We start from the raw sequence: 18,827 nt of genomic DNA on the forward strand, positions 1-18,827 counted from the left end.
TCGTAGATCGCGTTGGGTGTCGCGGTTCGGTGGCGGGCAGTCGATCACGGTGCTTTGGTGGGTCGAATTCTCCGACGCCTCTGAATGCGCAGGGAGGCAGGGAGTATGAAACCCTGACGGCTCAGCGCACCCGGTTGCGCATGGCATTGAATATGCCGCGCACCGCGTTTTCGGTCGCTGTCAACGGAGACATCGCCGTCTCGCCGACTTCGACCAGGTAGTCGATGCGATTGACGATGGCCTCCACCGGTTCGATCAGCGTGACTAAGCGGCGGGCCAGGTCATCGAGGCTGGACATGGTGTCCTCAAGGTGATCCAGGCCGCCGCCGAGGCGTTCGATCGTCGCGTTGAGATTGGACAATGAGCTGTTGAGCTCATTCATGGTGCCGCCCAGACCGTCCAGCACATCTTCAAGCTGCCCGACCGTCACGTCGGCGTTCAGGGCAGCCTGAGCCAGGGTCTTGAGTCGCTTACGTTCCGTGCCGGATCCTGAGCTTCTGTCTGCCATAGCGCTCATTATGACGTGGCGGGCAGCAGCGAGGCGGCTGCTTCATCGAGCAACCACACCGTCTGTTCGCGCCCCGTCGCCCCGGCGGCGGGCACCGCGACCGGGTCCGCACCACCGACCGCGGCGGCGACCGCCTCGGCCTTGGGCTCACCGGCCACCACCAGCCACACTTCGCGGGAGCGCTGGATCGCAGGAATTGTCAGGGTGATTCGGCGTGGGGGAGGCTTGGGCGAGTCGTAGACCGGCAGCACCAGCCGGGCGGACTCGGCGACCGCCGGGGTGTCCGGGAACAAGGAGTTGACGTGGCCTTCACCCCCCATGCCCAGTAGGTGCACGTCGAAGTCCGGCGTGCGCTCGCCGGGTTCGGCATGATCGGCCAACACCTGCTCGTAGGCCAGCGCGGCCACATCCAGATCGTCGCCGAACGCGCCGTCGCTGGCCGCCATCGCATGAACATTGCCGGCGGGGATCCCGACGTGGTTCAGCAGAGCCTCGCGGGCCTGCTTCTCGTTGCGTTCGTCGTCGTCGCTCGGCACGAACCGGTCATCGCCGAAATACACCTGCACGCAACCCCAGTCGATCCGCGCAGCATGCTCGCGGAGCCGGCGGAGGATCCCGATGCCGGTACCGCCGCCGGTCAGCACGACCAACGCCCGGCCTCGGGCGGCGATCGCCGATTCGACGGCATCGGCCAGGCGGTCACCGGCAGCGGCGACCAGTGCGTCGGTGTCGGGGTAGGTCGCAACGATCACAGATACTCCACTTCTTCCAGGCCCGTCAGCGCGGCACCGTAAATCACGTCCGCATCCAGCCGGCGCAGATCTTCAGCCAGACACTCCGCGGTCACCCGGCGGGGCAGCGGCACCAGCGCCGCCGGCCTCCCGGTGCGGCTCAAAGTGGCGGTGACCCCGTCCTGGGGGCGGCTCAGCGCCACGGTCTCGCTGTCGCGGGTCAATTCGATCTTCAGTTCGCCGACCGCACGCCGCACCGGACCGTCGATGCGACTGGCCAGCCAGCCGGCCAGGATGTCCAGGGCCGGTTCGGTCGCCAGCCCGGAGACCACCGCCGAGCGGATCGGCTCGAACGGTGGCTGATCCAGTGCGGAGGCGAGCAACGCCCGCCAGTAGGTGATGCGACTCCACGACAGGTCGGTATCGCCGGCGGTGTAGCCGTCTCGGCGACTGTTGATCGCCGCCCGGGGATCGGGGGCGTTGGTGGCGTCGGTGATGCGCCGCAACGCCAGGGCCCCCAGGGGGTCGGTGGCCGGGGCTGCGGGCGCGACGTCGGGCCACCACGCGACCACCGGAATATCGGGCAGCAGGAAGGGCACCACGACCGCGTCAGCATGGCCGGCCAGCGGACCGTAGAGCCGCAGCACCACCACCTCGCTGGCGCCGGCATCGCCGAACATTCGCACCTCGGCGTCCAAGCGCGACTCACCGGTGTCGGGGTCTCCGCCGACCACCGCGATCACCCGGCTCGGGTGTTCTTGGCTGGCGATGTTGGCCGCCGCGATGGACTCATCGAGCAGGGCGTCGGTTTCCAGCGCGATGATCAGCGTCAGCACCCGCCCCGTCGTCGCCGCACCGACTTGCTCGCGGATCGCGTTGAGCTTCTTGTTGATCGCGGTGGTGGTGGTGTTCGGCAACTCGACAATCATGGGCGCCGCCATTCCCGGCCGGAGCGGGTCAGCATCTCGAACGCCGACCGCGGTCCCCAACTTCCGGCCACATACGGCTCGGGCTTGCCGTGCTCAGCCCAGTTCTGGAGGACTGGATCGAGGATCTCCCAAGACAATTCGACCTCGGCGTTGACCGGAAACAGGGAGGGCTCACCCAGCAGCACATCCAGGATCAGACGCTCGTAGGCCTCCGGTGAATCCTCGGAGAACGTCGAGCCGTAGGAGAAGTCCATGTTGACGTCACGGACCTCCATCAGGTGGCCGGGCACCTTGGACCCGAATCGCAGTGTGATGCCCTCGTCTGGCTGCACCCGAATCACCAACGCGTTCTTGCCCAATTCGTCGGTCATGGTGTCGTCGAACGGCAGGTGCGGTGCGCGCTTGAACACCAGTGCGATCTCAGTGACCCGCCGGCCCAGGCGCTTCCCGGTGCGCAGGTAGAACGGGACGCCGGCCCAGCGCCTCGTGTCGACCTCCAGCGTGATCGCCGCGAAGGTCTCGGTCCGTGAATCGTGAGCGAACCCCTCTTCGTCGAGCAGGCCCACGACGCGCTCGCCGCCCTGCCACCCGGCGGCATACTGACCGCGAGAGGTGGTCTCATCCAGCGGCTGCGCCAGCCTGGTGGCCGAGAGCACCTTGATCTTCTCGGACTGCAGTTCGGCAGGGGAGAAGCTCACCGGCTCCTCCATCGCCGTGAGGGCCAGCAACTGCAGCAGGTGGTTCTGGATCACGTCCCGGGCAGCGCCGATGCCGTCGTAGTAGCCGGCTCGCCCACCCAAACCGATGTCCTCGGCCATGGTGATCTGCACGTGGTCGACGTAGTGGGCGTTCCAGATCGGGTCGAACAACTGGTTGGCGAAGCGCAGCGCCAGGATGTTCTGGACGGTCTCCTTGCCCAGGTAGTGGTCGATCCGGAACACCGCTTCCTCGGGGAACACGCTGTTGACCACGCTGTTGAGTTCGACCGCACTGGTCAGGTCGTGACCGAACGGCTTCTCGATCACCACCCGGCTCCACCGGCCATCCCGCGGCCGGGCGAGTCCGGTCGAGTGCAGCTTCTCGCAGACCACCGGGAACGCGCTGGGCGGAATCGACAGGTAGAAGGCGTGATTGCCGCCGGTGCCGCGCTCCGCGTCGAGGTCCTCGAGGGTCTGCGCCAGCCGGGCGAAGGCCTCGTCGTCATCGAAGGTCCCGGTGACGAACCGGAAGCCGGACGCCAGCCGGTCCCACACCACCTGCCGGAACGGGGTCCGGGCGTGCTCTTTGACGGCCTGGTAGACCACCTCGGCGAAATCCTCGTCGGCCCAGTCGCGGCGGGCGAAACCGACCAGCGCAAAGGTCGCCGGCAGCAGACCGCGGTTGGCCAGGTCGTAGATGGCCGGCATGAGCTTGCGCCGGGCCAGGTCGCCGGTGACCCCGAAAATCACCACGCCGCAGGGGCCGGCGATGCGGGGCAAGCGTTTGTCTCGCTTGTCTCGCAGCGGGTTCTGCCACCCCGAGGAGGTGTTTCGCGCTGCCCCGGCGCCGGCCATCAGATCACTTGGCCTCTTCGAGCTGCGTCGCCGTGGCGTCCAGCAGTTCGCCCCAGGACGCTTCGAACTTCTCGACGCCTTCGTTCTCCAGCACCAAGAACACGTCGGTCAGGTCGATGCCTGCTGCGGCGAGTTCGTCGAAGACCTGCTGGGATGCTGCCGCGGTTCCGGCGATGGTGTCACCCGTGATGTCGCCGTGGTCGGCGACGGCGTCCAGCGTCGGTTCCGGCATGGTGTTGACGGTGTGCGCCGCGACCAGCTCGGTGACATACAGGGTGTCCGGGTAGTCGGGGTTTTTCACCCCGGTCGACGCCCACAACGGCCGCTGCACCCGCGCACCGTCGGCCGCCAGCGCGGCGAAGCGCTCGCCGGCGAACACCTCCTCGTAGGCCGCGTAGGCCAGCCGGGCGTTGGCCAGACCTGCCTTGCCGCGCAGCGCCAGAGCCTCGGCCGAGCCGATCTTCTCCAGCCGGGCGTCGATCTCGGTGTCCACCCGCGAAACGAAGAACGACGCCACCGAGTGGATCTTGGCCAGGTCGTGTCCGGCGGCCTTGGCGGCCTCCAGACCGGCCAGGTAGGCGTCCATCACCTCGCGGTGCCGCTCGACGGAGAAGATCAGCGTGACGTTGACCGAAATCCCTTCGGCCAGTACCGCGGTGATAGCCGGCAGACCCGCCTTGGTGGCCGGAATCTTGATGAACAGGTTCGGCCGGTCGACGATCTTCCACAGTTCGACGGCCTGGGCCACGGTCTTGTCGGTGTCATGGGCCAGCCGCGGATCGACCTCGATCGACACCCGCCCGTCCACGCCGTCGGTGGCCTCCCATGCCGCAGCCAGCACGTCGCAGGCGTTGCGCACGTCGTCGGTGGTGACGGTGCGGATCACCGCGTCCACGTCGGCGCCGCGGGCGGCCAGCTCGGCCAGCTGCTTGTCGTAGGCGTGGCCCTTCTCCAGTGCTTTCTGGAAGATGGTCGGGTTGGTGGTCACGCCGACCACGCTGCGGGTGGCGACAAGGTCGGCCAAGTTGCCGGACGTGAGCCGGTCGCGGGACAGATCGTCGAGCCACACCGACACGCCCGCGGCGCTGAGAGCGGCAAGCTGGGGATTCTGAGTCATGTTGCGCTCCTTCTCAATCGGTTTCGATTGACGTCAGTTTTCCAGTGTTCTTTCGGCGGCGGCGACGACAGCCTCCGCGGTCAGACCGAACTCACGGAACAGCGTTTGGTAGTCGGCGGACTCGCCGTAGTGCTCGATCGAGACGATCTCGCCGGTGTCGCCGACGATCTTGTGCCAGCACTGTGCGATACCGGCTTCGACCGCCACCCGGGCCGACACCGACGGTGGCAGCACTGCATCGCGGTAGTCGGCCGGCTGCGATTCGAACCACTCCAGGCATGTCATCGACACCACGCGGGCATTGATGTCCTTGGCCGCCAAGAGTTTCTGCGCTTCGACCGCGAGCTGCACCTCCGAACCGGTGGCGATCAACACCACGTCGGGGTCGTCGGCGCCGACGGCTTCCAGGCCGCCCAGCACGTAGCCGCCGCGGGCGACGCCTTCGGCGTCGGTGCCCTCGATGATCGGCACGTTCTGCCGGGTCAGGATCAGCCCGACCGGACCGCTGCTCGCGCCGCGGGCCAGCACTGTGCGCCACGCGTAGGCCGTCTCATTGGCATCCGCCGGTCGCACCACCGACAGCCGGGGGATGGCGCGCAACGCCGCCAGGTGCTCGATCGGCTGGTGCGTCGGACCGTCTTCGCCGAGCCCGATCGAGTCGTGCGTCCACACGTAGATCGGGTCGATGTCCATCAGCGCCGCCAACCGCACCGCGGGCCGCATGTAGTCGGAGAACTGCAGGAACGTGCCGCCGTAGGCGCGGGTGGGTCCATGCAGCACGATGCCGGACAGGATCGAGCCCATCGCGTGCTCGCGGATCCCGAAGTGCAGGGTGCGGCCGTAGGGGTCGGCGGTGTACTCGCCGGTGGAGATCGACGCCGGCCCGAACGACTTGACGCCGTCCATGGTGGTGTTGTTGCTGCCCGCCAGATCGGCTGAGCCGCCCCACAATTCGGGAAGCTTGGCGCCTACTGCGTTGAGCACCTTGCCGGATGCGGCGCGGGTGGCAACGGCCTTGGAGCCGGGCTCCCAGTACGGCAGCTCGGCGTCCCAGCCCTCGGGCAGCTCGCCTGCGATCAACCGGTCCAGCAGCGCCTTGCGCTCCGGCTCGCGGGCCGCCCACGACTCGAACTGCTCCTGCCAGTCGGCGTGGGCCTGCTTGCCGCGTGCCACCAGCCCGCGGGTGTGGGTGATCACGTCTTCGCGGACGTCGAACGCCTTGTCCGGGTCGAATCCGAGTGCGGCTTTGGTGGCTGCCACCTCGTCGCCGCCGAGCGCGGAACCGTGGATGGCGCCGGTGTTCATCTTGCCCGGGGACGGGTAACCGATGATCGTGCGCAGCGAGATGAACGACGGCTTGTCGGTGACGGCCTTGGCATTGGCGATGGCCTCCTCGATGCCGGTCACGTTCTCGCCGCCCTCGACCTCCTGGACGTGCCAGCCGTAGGACCGGTAACGGGCCGCGGTGTCCTCGCAGAGCGCGATCGCGGTGTCGTCCTCGATGGAGATCTTGTTGTGGTCGTAGAACACGATGAGGTTGCCCAGCTGCTGGACGCCGGCCAGCGAGGAGGCCTCACTGGTGACGCCTTCCTGGATGTCGCCGTCGGAGGCGATCACGTAGACGAAGTGGTCAAACGGGCTCTCGCCGGGGGCGGTGTCGGGGTCGAACAGGCCGCGTTCATAGCGTGCGGCCATCGCCATGCCGACCGCCGAGGCCAAGCCTTGTCCGAGCGGGCCGGTGGTGATCTCCACACCCTTGGTGTGGCGGAACTCCGGGTGCCCCGGGGTCTTGGAACCCCAGGTGCGCAGTGCCTCGATGTCGGCCAGTTCCAGCCCGAAACCGCCCAGGTAGAGCTGGATGTACAGGGTCAGGCTGGAGTGCCCGCAGGACAGCACGAACCGGTCGCGGCCCAACCAGGTGGTGTCGGACGGGTCGTGGCGCATCACCCGCTGGAACAGCGTGTAGGCCAGCGGCGCGAGGCTCATCGCGGTACCCGGGTGGCCGTTGCCGACCTTCTGCACCGCGTCGGCGGCCAGCACCCGGGCGGTGTCGACTGCGACGGAGTCGATCTCGGCCCAGTCAGCGGGGTGGTGCGGGCGGGTAAGGGCGGAGATCTCTGCAGCAGTGGTCACGAACGTCGGGTCCTCATCTTTGAGATAGGTCTTCAAATGCAAGCCAGGTTGCTTCTCACCCTAATGCGGGCACGCGCAGTGTTGCAGGTCCGGTTGCCGTGTGGATTCGCCGTGAATTGACCCTGCGATTCGGACGACCTGGCCAGGCGGTCTACCATCGTCCGTAGTAGAAGCTGGCGTCCGTCCGTAGTAGAAGCTGGCGTCGCAGCTGCCATCCTAGGAGTCATCACGTGAGTATTCGCGAGCGCGCTGAGCCGCGCCGAATACGCGCCGTGCGCAACACGTTGTTGGCGTACCTTTCGCTGACCAAGCCCCGAATCATCGAGTTGCTGCTGGTCACGACCATTCCGGCGATGCTACTGGCCGACCGCGGCACGGTGAATCCGTTGCTGATCTTCAATACGCTGATCGGCGGGATGCTGGCCGCCGCCAGCGCCAATGCGCTGAACTGCGTCGTCGACGCCGACATCGACAAGGTGATGAAGCGCACTGCGCGCCGCCCGCTGGCTCGCGACGCGGTGCCGACCCGCAACGCTCTGGTGTTCAGCCTGGGGCTCGGTGCCGCCTCGTTCGTGTGGCTGTGGCGTACCACGAACTTGATATCGGGCCTGCTGGCCATGGCCACCATCGCGTTCTACGTGCTGGTCTACTCGATGATGCTCAAGCGGCGTACCTCCCAGAACGTGGTGTGGGGCGGAGCGGCCGGTTGCATGCCGGTGGTGATCGGCTGGTCGGCGGTCACCGGCACCATCGGCTGGCCCGCGGTGGTGATGTTCTTAGTGATCTTCTTCTGGACGCCGCCGCACACCTGGGCGCTGGCGATGCGCTACAAGGAGGACTACGCGGCGGCGGGGGTGCCCATGCTGCCGGTGGTCGCCAGCGAGAATGTGGTCACCCACCGGATCGTGGTCTACACCTGGGCGACCGTGCTGGCCACGTTGGCGCTGGTGCCCGCCGCAGGCTGGCTCTACGCCGCGGTCGCGGTACTGGCCGGCGCGTGGTTCCTGGCTATGGCCCACCAGCTGTACGCGGGCGTGCGTCGCGGTGAGCCGGTCAAGCCGCTGCGGCTCTTCCTGCAGTCGAACAACTACCTGGCGCTGGTCTTCTGTGCGCTGGCGGTGGACTCGGCCATCGGCCTGCCGACCCTGTTCTAGGTCTTCCCGCTCCATTCGAACCGGGTTTCCCGGTCGTTGTCGGCGCGCTCCGTGACGCTGAGCCGCGAAGTCTGCATGTGACTGAGCGTGCCGGGCTGGCCATTCACTTCACTTCGTTGTCGGGGCTAACGCGGAGGCGGAGTCTCTTGCGGGGGCGGCCGCAGCGGGTATTCAATTGCCGATAATGAAAACCATGTTCAACAACTTGGTGGACGGCAGTCGGTGACGGCAACGGCGCCGGCATGGATGGCATCTCCGCCCGAGGTGCACTCCGCGTTGCTGAGCGCCGGAGCGGGACCCGGCCCGCTGCTGGCTTCCGCTTCCGCCTGGTCGGCGCTGGAAGCCGAGTACGTTGCCGCCGCGGATGAACTGCAGGGGGTGCTGGCCTCCGTCGGGGCGGGGGCGTGGCAAGGCCCGAGTGCGCAGGCGTATGCGAGCGCTCACTGGCCCTACTTGGCGTGGCTGACTCAGGCCGGCGCGGACAGTGCGGCGACCGCGGCCCAGTATGAGACGGCCGCGGGGGCGTATGTCAGCGCGCTGGCCGCCATGCCGACCTTGCCGGAACTGGCCGCCAATCACGCCACCCACGGGGTATTGGTGGCGACGAATTTCTTCGGCATCAACACCATCCCGATTGCGCTCAACGAGGCCGACTATGTGCGGATGTGGGTGCAGGCCGCCGCGACCATGGCAACGTATCAAGCGGTCAGTGGCGCCGCGGTGGCCGCGATGCCGCACACCCCGGCGGCGCCCCCGATCGTCAAGGCCGACGCGCACCCCGCCGAGGGCGACGATCCCACCGACCCCACGGTCAATGGTCCGCTGGATCAGCTGATCGCCAAGATTCTGCAGACCGCCAGCAACGGGCAGATCAAGTGGGATCCCGCCCACGCGATGGTGAACGGAATTCCCTATGACCAGTACACCGATGCCGGCCAGCCGATGTTCTGGCTGGTGCGGGCGCTGGAACTGTTGGAGGACTTTCAGCAGCTCGGGGTGAATTTCCAGCAGAACCCCGCGCTGGCGTTTCAGTATCTGGTTCAGCTCGCCGAGTTCGACTGGCCGACACACCTCGCCGAGATCGGCTCCTGGCTGGCCCAATCGCCGCAGTTGTTCGCGGCCGCGATCGGCGTGCTGATCGCCCCGGTAGGCGCGGTGGGCGGTTTCGCCGGGCTGGCCGGATTGGCCGGTGTGCCACAGCCGCTCCCGCCGCTGCCGGTGGACGCCACTCCCGATGGCTTCGCCGGGTTCGGATCCGGCTCGGCGGGAGCGCCGGTACCCGCGACGCCGACCACGCCGGCCCCGGCTCCGGCGCCCGCGCCGGGCCCCGCGACGGCCGGCGTCAGCGGCCCCGCGCTGGCGGCGCCACCTCCGCCGCCGGGCGCCGCGCCGTTCTTCCCGCCGTATCTGCTCGGTCCGCCCGGCGTTGGCGCCGGGACCGGCATGCCCGTCGGGGCCGCAGCGTCGCGCAAGGCCTCGCAGCCGAGCGGTAGTGCGACCGCCGCTGCGGCTACCGCGGCCGAGCGCGCTGAGCGGCGGGCCCGGGTCCGCAAGCGCGCTGCGGTGCGCAGGCCCGACGACGCGGTCATGGACCTCAACGTCGGGGTCGCGCCGGAGTGGGCGGAGCCGGCTGAGGTGGGCTTGACCGCGTCGCCGCGCGGAGCGGCCGGATTCGCCGGCACGCTGGCCCGCGACGGCGCCCCGGCCGGGGGGCTGGCAGTGTCGGGCGGCGGCGTTTTCGACGACGCGGCACGCACGCCCGTGCTGCCGGGCAGTTGGCGCACCGAAAACGAGCAGGAGTTCGGCCACCCGAAACTATAGATTCGCTAGAGTGAATCCTTGTGTTCGGGCCGATGTGGATGGCGTCTCCACCTGAGGTGCATGCGACGCTGCTCAGCTCCGGTCCGGGCCCCGGCCCGCTGTTGGCTGCCGCCGGCGCGTGGTCGTCCCTGAGCGTGGCGTACACCGCGGCGGCGCAGGATCTGACCGCAGTATTGGCTTCGGTAGCGGCCGGGCTGTGGCGCGGTGTGGCCGGTGAGCAGTACCAGGCAGCGCACCTGCCGTATCTGGCGTGGCTGGATCGAACCGCCGCCGACAGTGCCCGAATGGCGGCCGCGCATGAACAGACGGCGGCGGCGTATATCGCCGCGCTGGCGGCGATGCCGACGCTGCCGGAACTGGCCGCCAATCACGCCGCCCACGGCGTCTTGGTGGCGACGAATTTCTTTGGGATCAACACCATTCCCATCGCGCTCAACGAGGCGGACTACCTGCGGATGTGGGTGCAAGCGGCCACCGTCATGGCGGCCTACCAGGCTGCCTGCGAAGCGTCGGCGGCAGCGGCCCCGACCGTCGCTCCCGCGGCCCCGATCCACAGGTCAGCAGAGGCCTCGTCACCGTGGTCGCCGCAACCGATAGCCGAGAACCCGCTGCAGGGCCTGCTCGATTTCCTCAAGCCGTACTTGAAAAGCCTCGGTTTAGAAGACGGGGTCGCAGGGGTCGACCGCGTCACCAATGGGGTCACTACCGCCGTCGCGGACTTCCTGCAGAAATTCGGGATCAATTGGAACCCGGCCGCCGGAACAATCAACGGCTTTGAATATGAGCTCTACGCCGATGCCACCAAACCGATCTGGTACCTCGCGCGAACGCTGGAGCTATACCAGGACTTCCTGGCTATCACCCAGGACCCGACTCAGATCATCCCGGCGCTGCAGTATTTCGCGGCCCTGGTGCTGTTCGACTGGCCCACCCATATCGCCCAATTGCTCCAGGCGATAAGCCAACCGGCGGCGATGGCCGCCGCGGCGGGTGCGGTGGTGGCACCTGTCGGCGGCCTAGCCGGCCTGGCCGGGTTGTCTGCGCCGGTGCCCGCGGGTGCCGCTGTGCCGGTGGGTCCGGTAACTCCGGCGGTCGTTGCTGATGTGCCGGCTGTCGCGGTCGGCTCGGCGGTGGCGGCTGCCCCGCCTCCGACCGCCCCGCCGCCGGCTGCCGCACCGGCCGGTGCGGCCTCGGTGCCGTCGGCTGCAGCGCCGCCCGCGCCCGTGCCCGCCGGTCCGCCGCTGTTCCCCTATCTGGTGGGGGGCGGGCCCCGGATCGACTACGGGTCAGGACTCGGCGCCCACGCCTCCGCCGCGGACAGCGCCAAGCGCAAGACGCCCACCCCGGAGTCTGCCTCGGCCGCGGCGGCAGCGGAATCCCGCCGGGCCAAACGTCTCCGGCGGCGCCAAACCAGAACGGGGCACGGTGATGCCGCGATGGGTCTGACCGTCGGGGTGACCCCGGACTGGGGACCGGCACCGGTGTCCGATCACGGTGTGGGGGAACTGGGGCGCTCCGGCAGCGTGCACGGCGCGGGTAGCCGGGCTACCGGGCTCACCCGGCTGGACGGGGCGGAATTCGCCGACGGTCCCCGGGTGCCGCTACTGCCCGACGGCTGGGATCTGGACTCGCGGGCGGTTACGGGTCGAGCACAATCGAGCCCACGGTCTGGCGGCCCTGCAGATCGCGGTGGGCGCGGGCAGCCTCGGCCAGCGGATAGTGCTTGCTGACCGTCACCGTGATCGTGCCATTGCCGATCGCCTCGAAGAGTTCGCCCGCGCGCCAGGCGAATTCCGGTGCGGTACGGGTGAAGTGCGCCAGGTTGGGACGGGTCAGGTAGACCGAGCCCGCCGCATTGAGCCGCTGCGGGTCCACCGGCGGCACCGGCCCACTGGCCGCGCCGAACAGCGCTAAGGTGCCCCGGACGGCGAGACTGGACAGGCTGGCGTCGAACGTCGCCGCACCCACGCCGTCGTATACCGCGACCACCCCGCCGTCGACCAACTCCCGAACCCGGGCGCCGAACGCCGCGGCGTCTTCAGGGGCCGAGCCGGGGTACTCGAGCACTTCCACAGCGCCGGCCTGCCTCGACAATTCGGCCTTGGACGAATTCGAGACCGTGGTGATCACTCGGGCACCGAGCGCGGTCGCCCATTGAGTCAGGATCAGTCCCACCCCGCCGGCGCCGGCATGCAACAACACGGTGTCGCCGGACTGCACGGGATACACCGACGTGATCAGGTAATGCGCCGTCAAGCCCTTGAGCAGCGCGGCGGCGGCCACGTCAGCCTCGATTCCATCGGGGATGAGTGCCGTCAAAGATGCCGGGGCCGTGCAGTATTGGGCGTAGGCGCCGGTCGCGGCCGCCGTCACCACGCGATCGCCCACAGTCAATGCGGTCACTCCCGCGCCGACCTCGGCGACCGTGCCCGCGGCCTCATTGCCCACCACGAACGGCAGCTCGGCCGGGTAGACCCCGGAGCGGAAATACGTGTCGATGTAGTTGACCCCGACGGCCTCGACCCGGATCAACACCTCACCGGAGGCAGGGGAGGGCTGAGGTTTGTCGACCAGGTTCAAAACTTCGGGGCCGCCGGTCGCGGCCACTTCCACGGCGTGCATGGTGACTATCATCTCCGACTATGAGGTCTGCATGAAGCTGGCCCGGCCCGATATCTTCCATCCGCGCATCGTGCTGGCGGTCGATCCGCGGCACGGCCACCACCGTGGCGCCGATACGTCCGGGGCGGTCGACGACGCCGGCGACGATGCCGGCCTGGTGGCGGCGCTGCGCCACCGAGGTCTGCACGCCCGCCGTCTGCCCTGGGATGACCCGGAGACGCTGGCGGCGGACCTGGTGATCCTGCGCACGGCCGGCGGCGCCCCGGCCCGGCACGCCGAATTCTTGAACTGGACAACCCGGGTGGCCCACCTGCTGAACCCGCCGGAAGCGGTGGCCTGGAACGCCGACCGCCGCTACCTGGCCGACCTGCAGTGCGACGGGGTCCCGACGTTGCCGGGACCGCCACCGGCGGAGCTGAGCACGCTGGTTTTCTTCGGTGCCGGCCGATCGCACGCGTTCGGCGCCGCCGGGTCCGACCCGGACTTCGAACTGTGGGATGTCGGGCGTGCCGCCCTGCGTTCGGCCGCCGAACGCTTGAGCATCCGGATCGAAGAGCTGCTCTACGCGCGGGCCGACGTGGCCGGAACCGCCGCGGATCCACGCCTGTTCGGCTTGGATCTGATTGCGCCGCAGTTGGGGTTCAGCGCTCTTGACGCCGGCGAACGAGAGCGAGCGCAGCGCCGCTTCGCCGTCGAGGTCACCGCGGCGCTAGAGCGACTCGGGTTGGGTCCGTTGGCGCAGCGACGCCCATAGCGCCGCCGTCGCGCCGGTGACCAGTACCGCACCCGCCACATGCAGGGTGACCAGTACGGCGGGCACGCCGGTGAAGTACTGGACCACGCCGATCAGTCCTTGCACCAATGTCAGGGCGGTCACCACCGCCAGTCGGCGCATCACCGGTTTGGCCGCCCGCACCGCGGCCAGCCCGAAGGCCAGGCCTATCAATAGACCGAGGAATCCGATCAGCAGCGACTCGTGCAGGTGGGCGAGCGTGGCGACCTCCACCTTGAGGCGGGCCACCGTGCGGGCCGCGCTCTTGTCGCCGGCGTGCGGGCCGGCGCCGGTCACCAGGGTGCCGGTCACCAGCACCGCGGCCAGCGTGACGGCACACAGCGCGGTCAACCCGCGCAACGGTGTCGGGACCCGATAAGTCACCACCGCCGACTCGTCGTCTGTCTGGCCGACTTTCGCATAGAACTGCACCGCCAGCCACACCATCAGCATCGAGACCAGCAGGTGCACAGCCACGGTCCACCAGGCCAGCCCGGTGCGTACCGTGATACCGCCGATCACCGCCTGCAACACCGTGGAGCCGGGCATCAGCCAGGCGTAGACCAGTACCTCGGTACGGCGGTGGGCCCGGAGCACGGCCAGCACGGCTAGCGCCGCGGTGATCACCACCGCGAAGGTGACCATCCGGTTGCCGAACTCGATGGCCTGATGAATCCGCGGAACTTCCGAGACGGCCACCGGGACGTAGCTGCCCGGGAAGCATTGCGGCCAGGTCGGGCAACCCAATCCGGACGCGGTGACCCGCACGATCGCGCCGGTGACGGCGATGAATCCCTGAGTGAAGACGACCGCGGCAGCCAGCCATCGCTGCGTGCGCAGGCCCGGTTCGGGTAGCAGGTCCACCAGGCGCATCAGGAACCGTCCCACGGGCCTGATCGTAGAGGATCGGTAACTACGTCCCGTAGTAGGTCAGCTGAACCGGAACCATCGCACGGCACCGACGGCGGCCAACAGACCCCACACCGTCACCACCGCGAGACCGAACCAGTCGACCGAGACGCTCAGCGCCTGTGCCAGCGCCTCGGTGAGCGCCCCCGAGGGAGTGAGTCGGGCGAGCCAGCGGACCGTGCCGGGCACCAGATCGGTCTCCACGGTCAGTGCGGAGAACCCGCCGAACACGAACCACAGCAGGTTCGCGCCGGCCAGCACGATCTCGGCGCGCAGGCTGCCGCCGAGCAGCAGGCCCAATGCCGCGAAACAGGCGGTACCGAGCGCGATGACCACCGCGCCCAAGCCGAGGCCGGCCAATGTCGGCCGCCAGCCCAGCGCGGCGCCGATCGTGCCGAGCAGCACGGACTGCAACAGCACGACCGTAGCCACCGACAGCGATTTGCCGGCGATGACGCCCCAGACCGGCAGCGCCGTGGCGCCCAGTCGTTTCAGGGCCCCGTAGCGCCGGTCGAACGCCACGGCGATCGCCTGCCCGGTGAACGCGGTAGCGATCACCGCCAGCGACATGATCACCGGCAGCACCGTGGTCGCGCGTTCGGCGTGGCCCTCGCCGAACGGGCCCAGCGGCAACACCGTCAGCCCGACCAGCAGGGTGATCGGAATGAACATCGTCAGCAGCAGCTGCTCGCCGTTGCGCAGCAGCAGGGTCAGCTCCAACCGGTACTGCGCGGCCAGCATCGCGGGCACGCGGGCCGGACGGGGGTCGGGGGTGAAGGTGCCGGGCGCGAAGACCTGCTGAGCACTCATGGGCGTAGCTCCCGTCCGGTCAGCTCCAAGAACACGTCCTCGAGGCTGCGCTGCTCGACCCGCAGCTGGGTGGCCAGCACATCCATCCGGGCGCACCAGGAGGTCACGGTCGCCAGCACCTGGGGGTCGACGGTTCCTTCGACGAGGTATTCACCGGGCAGCACCTCGCTGGCCCGATACCCCTCCGGCAACGCCGCGATCAGCAACGACAGGTCCAGTCGCGGAGGTGCGGTGAACCGCAGCTGGCCCTGGGCGCCGCTGCGGGTCAACTCCGCGGGCGTGCCGGCGGCGACCACCGCGCCGTGGTCGATGATCAGCAGCCGGTCGGCCAGCTCCTCGGCCTCGCGCAGGTGGTGGGTGGTCAGCACCACGGTCACGCCGTCGCGGCGCAACGCATCGATCAGCTCCCACACCAGCAGCCGGGCGTGCGCGTCCATCCCGGCGGTCGGCTCGTCGAGGAAGACCAGTTCCGGCCGGCCGACCAGGGCGCAGGCCAACGCGAGCCGCTGCTGCTGCCCGCCGGAGAGCCGGCGGTAGGTGGTGCGTGCCGCATCGGTCAGGCCCAGGGTGTCCAGCAGCCACTGCGGGTCCAGCGGGTTGGCCGAATACGACGCCACCAGCTTGAGCATCTCGCCGGCACGTGCGGCCGGGTAGCCGCCGCCGCCCTGCAGCATCACCCCGATGCGCTCCCGAAGCCGGTCATTGTCGGCGACCGGGTCCAAGCCGAGCACCTCGATGGTTCCGGCGTCCGGGCGGACGAAGCCTTCGCACATCTCGACCGTGGTCGTCTTCCCGGCGCCGTTCGGGCCGAGGAGGGCGAACACTTCGGCGGTCTGCACGTCGAAATCCAGGCCGGCGACCGCTTCGATCGCAGCAGGACCGGTCCCGTAACGCTTGCGTACCCCGCGCAAGCGCACCGCGACAGCTGAGTTCACGGAGAATCAGCGTAAGCGTCGGTGGCAGCGGCCGGCCGCGGGGTCGGTTCCTCGGCCGGTGCATCGCCCGTCGGGGCGCCGGCTTCGGCCGGTAACTCGCGCCACGGCAGGCGCCGATAGGTCAGCAGGAACAACCCCAACACCACCACGGCGCTGGCCAGGGTGGCGTCCACGATCTGGAACAGCGCGAAGCGGTCGCCGTTGGCGGTCGGTCCAAAGATGCCCACCACCAGGGTTACCGCGATCACCGCGATGCGGAAGTTCGGCCGGGTCGCCCACGCCGCCAGCGGGATGATCGCCCACAGCAGGTACCAGGGCTGGACCACCGGAAACAGCAGGACGGTGATGCCCAGCGCAACGCCGAGCCCCCCGACCGGATGCAGCCGGCCGTTGAACACCACCAGCAACAGCCACACCACCAGGACCGCGATGATCAGGACGCCGATGGCACGGGTCAGCGACAGCACCGCGGTGGTGTGATCACCCAGACCGAGCAGGATCCCCACCTGGCCCGTGCCGAGGGCGATCAGCGTCGGCGGTGACATCCAGCTGCGCACCACATTGGCCGTGCCCAGGGTGAACACCCACCCGAAGCCCAGCCCACTGGCCCAGCCGATCAAGCCCGTCACCGCCGCCGCCAGCGCGGCCATGCTCGTACCGGCCAGCAGAAACGCCCGCACGTCGCCGCCCCACCGCCAGCCCAGCGCCATCGCGACAAACCCGAGCGCCAGCAGCGACGGCAGCTTGACCTGCGATGACAGCGTGATCAGCACCGCCCCGATGAGCAGCCCGGCCAGCGGAGCCCAGTCGTCCCGGCCGGGGCGACTGCGTACATCCGGCCACAGCGGTTTGGCCGCGGTGATCCCGCGCAACGCGAACTCCGTGCCGGTCAGCATGAGTCCGAGCATCAACGCCTCGTTGTGGATGCCGGCCACCAGGTGCATCAGCAACAGTGGATTGGCCGCTCCGAGCCACAGGGCGCTGACCTCGGCGACCCCGCAGCGCGCGGCCAGGCGCGGCACCGCCCACACGATCAAGCCGACCCCGAGCAGCACCACCACCCGGTGGCACAGCACCGCGGTGACGATGTTTTCCCCGGTCAACGCCGAGATTCCTCGACCGATCCACAAGAACAGTGGCCCGTAGGGCGCCGGCGTCTCCCGCCAGAGGCTGGGCACGGACAGCGTGAAGACGTGGTCCAGGCCCAGCGCCGGTGCCGGGCCCACCCGGTAGGGGTCCAGTCCGAGCCGGGAGATCTGACTCTGCGCCAGGTAGGAGTAGACGTCCTTGCTGTACATCGGCGGTGCCACCAGCAGCGGCAGCATCCACAGCAGCAGGGTGCGGTCGAGCTGACTGCGCGACATCCGGCGGTTGCCTTCTGTCGGACGACGATGCGCCGAGGTACGAGGGGCGGAGGAGTCCGGCGATCGGGCTTCTGTCGGACGACGATGCGCCGAGGTACGAGGGGCGGAGGAGTCCGGCGATCGGGCTTCTGTCGGACGACGATGCGCCGAGGTACGAGGTGCGGAGGAGTCCGGTGAAGAAGACAGCGCGAACCGCCCCAGCATGAGCCAGGCCAGCGCCATCATCACCGCGCCGGTGGTGGTCATGGTCAGGGCCACCGTCGCGAGCCGCGACGGCAGGTTCAGCAGCCGGACTCCGAAGGTCGGGTCCTGCACCACCGGGCGTGCACCGGCCCCGAGTGCACCGATGGCCATCAGCACGGTGCCGGTGGCGCCGAACCGGCGGGTTCTCCGCAATGCGACCAGTTCAGCGGCGTTAAGCGGGGAGCCGACGGTGCGCTCGTCGCCGTGCAGGTGCGCGATCGACGAGCTCAGCGAGTGCCGGCGGAGGGCCATCACAGCAGCGTAACGGCCGCTCTTCGAAGCCTGGGGACGCCCGGCGCCGCGCCGGATGTGATCAGCGCAACGGCCGATCCGGGCTGAACTGAGGTAACCCTTTCTAGACCGAGCTCTGGAATTGCGTCACACTGGTGTTGTGAAATTCGAGGCCTCCGAAATGGGGGAGGTGGACACCGCAACCGAAACCGCCGGGCAACGCCCCGGCGGTGCGGTTACGGCGGACACCCCGGCCGAAGTCGCCGGCGGCCACGACACGCGTCACGCGGTGGTACGCCTGCTGATGGAATCCGGATCGATCACCGCGGGGGAGATCGGCGCCCGGTTGGGTTTGTCGGCCGCCGGGGTGCGTCGCCACCTCGATGCCCTGATCGAGATGGGCGACGCCGAGGCACATGCGGCGGCATCCTGGCAGCAGGTGGGACGCGGGCGTCCGGCGAAGCGGTTCCAGCTCACCGAGGCCGGCCGCGGCAAGCTCGGCCACCGCTACGACGACCTCGCGGTGGCCGCCATGCGCCAGCTGCGCGAGATCGGCGGCGAGGACGCGGTGGTCGACTTCGCTCGACAGCGCATTGACGCCATCCTGGCCAAGGTGGCGGCCGTCGCAGCCGGCAGCGGCACGGACGACGACGGCGACCTGGAGGCCACCGCCCAACGCATCGCCGGCGCGCTGACGGAGGCCGGCTATGCCGCCACCACGGCTCGGGTGCAGGGCGGTGTACCCGGGGTGCAGATCCTGCAGCACCACTGCCCGGTGGCCAACGTCGCCAAGGAGTTCCCGGAATTGTGCCGGGCCGAGCGGCAGGCGATGGCCGAAGTGCTGGGCACTCACGTGCAACGGTTGGCGACCATCGCCGACGGCGGCTACGTCTGCACCACCCATGTGCCACTGACCAATCGGAGCGCCAAGATCGCCAAGGCCGGCAAGTCCGGCGCCGCCGCGACCGTCAAAAAACAGCATTAGCAGCACCGAC

16 protein-coding genes are annotated in these 18,827 nt (G+C 69.0%); 5 read left to right on the forward strand and 11 right to left on the reverse strand.

Annotation, left to right across the window (positions count from 1 at the left end):
- Positions 1–121: 121 nt before the first annotated feature.
- From EJK91_RS06245 to tkt, 6 genes are read right to left on the reverse strand one after another with little or no spacing between them, the layout of a single operon-like run.
- Entirely contained in the window at positions 122–517 is a 396-nt protein-coding gene (locus EJK91_RS06245) for an ATPase (RefSeq protein ID WP_046300466.1), read from the reverse strand.
- Positions 517–1,260 (reverse strand): 6-phosphogluconolactonase, encoded by a 744-nt coding sequence (gene pgl / locus EJK91_RS06250; RefSeq protein ID WP_046300465.1) that lies wholly within the window; start codon positions 1,258–1,260, stop codon positions 517–519. The genes EJK91_RS06245 and pgl overlap by 1 nt, the downstream gene beginning before the upstream one ends.
- Positions 1,257–2,168 carry a glucose-6-phosphate dehydrogenase assembly protein OpcA gene (gene opcA / locus EJK91_RS06255; protein ID WP_125078509.1) on the reverse strand — a complete coding sequence of 304 codons (912 nt, stop codon included), beginning with the start codon at positions 2,166–2,168 and terminating at the stop codon, positions 1,257–1,259. The genes pgl and opcA overlap by 4 nt, the downstream gene beginning before the upstream one ends.
- Entirely contained in the window at positions 2,165–3,721 is a 1,557-nt protein-coding gene (gene zwf / locus EJK91_RS06260) for a glucose-6-phosphate dehydrogenase (RefSeq protein WP_125078510.1), read from the reverse strand. The genes opcA and zwf overlap by 4 nt, the downstream gene beginning before the upstream one ends.
- Before the next feature lie 4 nt (positions 3,722–3,725).
- Positions 3,726–4,838, reverse strand: a complete 1,113-nt coding sequence (gene tal, locus EJK91_RS06265; protein WP_125078511.1) for a transaldolase — start codon at positions 4,836–4,838, stop codon at positions 3,726–3,728.
- A 33-nt stretch (positions 4,839–4,871) separates the two neighbouring features.
- Positions 4,872–6,971, reverse strand: coding sequence for a transketolase (gene tkt / locus EJK91_RS06270; protein ID WP_024443521.1), 2,100 nt, complete (start codon positions 6,969–6,971; stop codon positions 4,872–4,874).
- Between the two features lie 230 nt (positions 6,972–7,201).
- Here tkt and EJK91_RS06275 point away from each other — a divergent pair, with 230 nt between their 5' ends.
- The 3 genes from EJK91_RS06275 to EJK91_RS06285 all read left to right on the forward strand — a co-directional run bounded on the left by EJK91_RS06275 (position 7,202) and on the right by EJK91_RS06285 (position 11,676).
- On the forward strand, positions 7,202–8,125 hold the full coding sequence (locus EJK91_RS06275; protein ID WP_036458524.1) for a heme o synthase: 924 nt from the start codon (positions 7,202–7,204) through the stop codon (positions 8,123–8,125).
- Between the two features lie 246 nt (positions 8,126–8,371).
- Positions 8,372–9,946 carry a PPE family protein gene (locus tag EJK91_RS06280; protein ID WP_125078512.1) on the forward strand — a complete coding sequence of 525 codons (1,575 nt, stop codon included), beginning with the start codon at positions 8,372–8,374 and terminating at the stop codon, positions 9,944–9,946.
- Positions 9,947–9,984: 38 nt separating this feature from the next.
- Positions 9,985–11,676: a PPE family protein gene (locus EJK91_RS06285; protein ID WP_125078513.1), complete on the forward strand. Its 1,692-nt coding sequence runs from the start codon at positions 9,985–9,987 to the stop codon at positions 11,674–11,676.
- Here the strand turns inward: EJK91_RS06285 and EJK91_RS06290 are convergent.
- Positions 11,585–12,568, reverse strand: a complete 984-nt coding sequence (locus EJK91_RS06290; RefSeq protein WP_046301038.1) for a quinone oxidoreductase family protein — start codon at positions 12,566–12,568, stop codon at positions 11,585–11,587. The genes EJK91_RS06285 and EJK91_RS06290 overlap by 92 nt on opposite strands.
- Positions 12,569–12,599: 31 nt before the next feature.
- Here EJK91_RS06290 and EJK91_RS06295 point away from each other — a divergent pair, with 31 nt between their 5' ends.
- Positions 12,600–13,322 (forward strand): hypothetical protein, encoded by a 723-nt coding sequence (locus EJK91_RS06295; protein WP_046301046.1) that lies wholly within the window; start codon positions 12,600–12,602, stop codon positions 13,320–13,322.
- Here the strand turns inward: EJK91_RS06295 and EJK91_RS06300 are convergent.
- The 4 genes from EJK91_RS06300 to mptB are packed head-to-tail and all read right to left on the reverse strand — an operon-like array spanning position 13,278 to position 17,853.
- Complete coding sequence (locus tag EJK91_RS06300; protein ID WP_046301047.1) at positions 13,278–14,213, reverse strand: COX15/CtaA family protein; 936 nt, start codon at positions 14,211–14,213, stop codon at positions 13,278–13,280. The genes EJK91_RS06295 and EJK91_RS06300 overlap by 45 nt on opposite strands.
- Before the next feature lie 57 nt (positions 14,214–14,270).
- Positions 14,271–15,059: an ABC transporter permease gene (locus EJK91_RS06305; RefSeq protein ID WP_046301039.1), complete on the reverse strand. Its 789-nt coding sequence runs from the start codon at positions 15,057–15,059 to the stop codon at positions 14,271–14,273.
- Positions 15,056–15,994, reverse strand: a complete 939-nt coding sequence (locus tag EJK91_RS06310; RefSeq protein WP_024444068.1) for an ABC transporter ATP-binding protein — start codon at positions 15,992–15,994, stop codon at positions 15,056–15,058. Before EJK91_RS06310 ends, EJK91_RS06305 begins: the two co-directional genes overlap by 4 nt.
- Entirely contained in the window at positions 15,991–17,853 is a 1,863-nt protein-coding gene (gene mptB, locus EJK91_RS06315) for a polyprenol phosphomannose-dependent alpha 1,6 mannosyltransferase MptB (RefSeq protein ID WP_206430390.1), read from the reverse strand. The genes EJK91_RS06310 and mptB overlap by 4 nt, the downstream gene beginning before the upstream one ends.
- Before the next feature lie 139 nt (positions 17,854–17,992).
- Here mptB and EJK91_RS06325 point away from each other — a divergent pair, with 139 nt between their 5' ends.
- A complete protein-coding gene (locus EJK91_RS06325) occupies positions 17,993–18,817 on the forward strand; it encodes a helix-turn-helix transcriptional regulator (RefSeq protein ID WP_444850801.1) in 825 nt (274 codons plus the stop codon).
- The last annotated feature ends 10 nt before the right edge of the window (positions 18,818–18,827 follow it).

It is taken from the genome of Mycobacterium sp. P7213 (genome assembly GCF_900604305.1).
Taxonomy (GTDB): domain Bacteria; phylum Actinomycetota; class Actinomycetes; order Mycobacteriales; family Mycobacteriaceae; genus Mycobacterium.